At 49.6% G+C, this 3,076-nt stretch carries 2 rRNA genes; both read right to left on the reverse strand.

Annotation, left to right across the window (positions count from 1 at the left end):
- Window positions 1-116: ribosomal RNA gene (gene rrf / locus A3GS_RS0109525) — 5S ribosomal RNA — on the reverse strand.
- Window positions 117-190: 74 nt separating this feature from the next.
- Window positions 191-3,076, reverse strand: a 23S ribosomal RNA gene (locus A3GS_RS0109530); the annotation flags it as partial.

A 3,076-nucleotide genomic window follows, 5' to 3' on the forward strand; every position in this document is an offset into this window, starting at 1 on the left:
GCTAAGCGACTACCATATCTAACAGGGGGCAACCCCCAACTACTTCAGGCGTACTAGGGCTTAACTGCTGTGTTCGGCATGGGAACAGGTGTATCTCCTAGGCTATCGTCACTTAACTCTTGAATGATTATCCATTCAAAATTGAATATCTATATTGTATCAAGTTAACCTTACGCTGTCAATATTGACTTCGGATAAGTCCTCGAGCTATTAGTATTAGTCCGCTACACGTGTCACCACGCTTCCACTTCTAACCTATCAACCTGATCATCTTTCAGGGCTCTTACTGATATAAAATCATGGGAAATCTCATCTTGAGGTGGGCTTCGCACTTAGATGCTTTCAGCGCTTATCCCTTCCCTACATAGCTACCCAGCAATGCCTTTGGCAAGACAACTGGTACACCAGCGGTAAGTCCACTCTGGTCCTCTCGTACTAGGAGCAGATCCTCTCAAATTTCCTACGCCCGCGACGGATAGGGACCGAACTGTCTCACGACGTTCTGAACCCAGCTCGCGTGCCGCTTTAATGGGCGAACAGCCCAACCCTTGGGACCGACTACAGCCCCAGGATGCGACGAGCCGACATCGAGGTGCCAAACCTCCCCGTCGATGTGAACTCTTGGGGGAGATAAGCCTGTTATCCCCAGGGTAGCTTTTATCCGTTGAGCGATGGCCCTTCCATGCGGAACCACCGGATCACTAAGCCCGACTTTCGTCCCTGCTCGAGTTGTAGCTCTCGCAGTCAAGCTCCCTTATACCTTTACACTCTGCGATTGATTTCCAACCAATCTGAGGGAACCTTTGGGCGCCTCCGTTACCTTTTAGGAGGCGACCGCCCCAGTCAAACTGCCCGTCAGACACTGTCTCCGATAGGGATAACCTATCTAGGTTAGAGTAGCCATAACACAAGGGTAGTATCCCAACAACGCCTCAGTCGAAACTGGCGTCCCGACTTCATAGGCTCCTACCTATCCTGTACATGTGGTACAGATACTCAATATCAAACTGCAGTAAAGCTCCATGGGGTCTTTCCGTCCTGTCGCGGGTAACCTGCATCTTCACAGGTACTAAAATTTCACCGAGTCTCTCGTTGAGACAGTGCCCAAATCATTACGCCTTTCGTGCGGGTCGGAACTTACCCGACAAGGAATTTCGCTACCTTAGGACCGTTATAGTTACGGCCGCCGTTTACTGGGGCTTCAATTCAGATCTTCGCTAACGCTAAACCCTCCTCTTAACCTTCCAGCACCGGGCAGGCGTCACCCCCTATACATCATCTTACGATTTAGCAGAGAGCTGTGTTTTTGATAAACAGTTGCTTGGGCCTATTCACTGCGGCTGACTTAAAGCCAGCGCCCCTTCTCCCGAAGTTACGGGGCCATTTTGCCGAGTTCCTTAACGAGAGTTCTCTCGCTCACCTGAGGCTACTCGCCTCGACTACCTGTGTCGGTTTGCGGTACGGGTAGAGTATAATTAACGCTAGAAGCTTTTCTTGGCAGTGTGACATCACTAACTTCGCTACTAAACTTCGCTCCCCATCACAGCTCAATGTTACAGATACAAGCATTTGACTCATATCACACCTCACTGCTTAGACGTGCACTTCCAATCGCACGCTTTAGTTAGCCTACTGCGTCCCTCCTTCACTATATACTCTAGTACAGGAATATCAACCTGTTGGCCATCGGATACACCTTTCGGTCTCTCCTTAGGTCCCGACTAACCCAGGGCGGACGAGCCTTCCCCTGGAAACCTTAGTCTTACGGTGGATGGGATTCTCACCCATCTTTCGCTACTCATACCGGCATTCTCACTTCTATGCGTTCCAGCGCTCCTCACGGTACACCTTCTTCACTCATAGAACGCTCTCCTACCATACCTATAAAGGTATCCACAGCTTCGGTAATATGTTTTAGCCCCGGTACATTTTCGGCGCAGGGTCACTCGACTAGTGAGCTATTACGCACTCTTTGAATGAATAGCTGCTTCTAAGCTAACATCCTAGTTGTCTGTGCAACCCCACATCCTTTTCCACTTAACATATATTTGGGGACCTTAGCTGGTGGTCTGGGCTGTTTCCCTTTCGACTACGGATCTTAGCACTCGCAGTCTGACTGCCGACCATAAATCAATGGCATTCGGAGTTTATCTGAGATTGGTAATCCGGGATGGACCCCTCACCCAAACAGTGCTCTACCTCCATGATTCTTAATGTCGACGCTAGCCCTAAAGCTATTTCGGAGAGAACCAGCTATCTCCAAGTTCGTTTGGAATTTCTCCGCTACCCACAAGTCATCCAAGCACTTTTCAACGTGCCCTGGTTCGGGCCTCCAGTGAGTTTTACCTCACCTTCACCCTGCTCATGGGTAGGTCACATGGTTTCGGGTCTACGACATCATACTAACGCGCCCTATTAAGACTCGGTTTCCCTACGGCTCCGTCTCTTCAACTTAACCTCGCATCATATCGTAACTCGCCGGTTCATTCTACAAAAGGCACGCTCTCACCCATTAACGGGCTCGAACTTGTTGTAGGCACACGGTTTCAGGTTCTATTTCACTCCCCTCCCGGGGTGCTTTTCACCTTTCCCTCACGGTACTGGTCCACTATCGGTCACTAGAGAGTATTTAGGGTTAGGAGATGGTCCTCCCAGATTCCGACGAGATTTCTCGTGTCTCGCCGTACTCAGGATACTGCTAGGGTTAAAGACTATTTCGAATACGAGGCTATTACTCTCTTTGGCGACTCTTCCCAAAGTCTTCTTCTATAATCTTGTCATCCCACAGCGCAGTCCTACAACCCCGAAGAGTAAACTCTTCGGTTTGCCCTTCTGCCTTTTCGCTCGCCGCTACTCAGGCAATCGCGTTTGCTTTCTCTTCCTGCAGCTACTTAGATGTTTCAGTTCACTGCGTCTTCCTTCTCATAACCTTAACAGTTATGGATACTAGCCATTAACTAGTGGGTTCCCCCATTCGGATATCTCTGGATCATTGCTTACTTACAGCTCCCCAAAGCATTTCGTCGTTAGTCACGTCCTTCTTCGGCTTCTAGTGCCAAGGCATCCACCGTGCGCC

The sequence above is a fragment of the Streptococcus caballi DSM 19004 genome, assembly GCF_000379985.1.
Classification (GTDB): Bacteria; Bacillota; Bacilli; order Lactobacillales; family Streptococcaceae; genus Streptococcus; species Streptococcus caballi.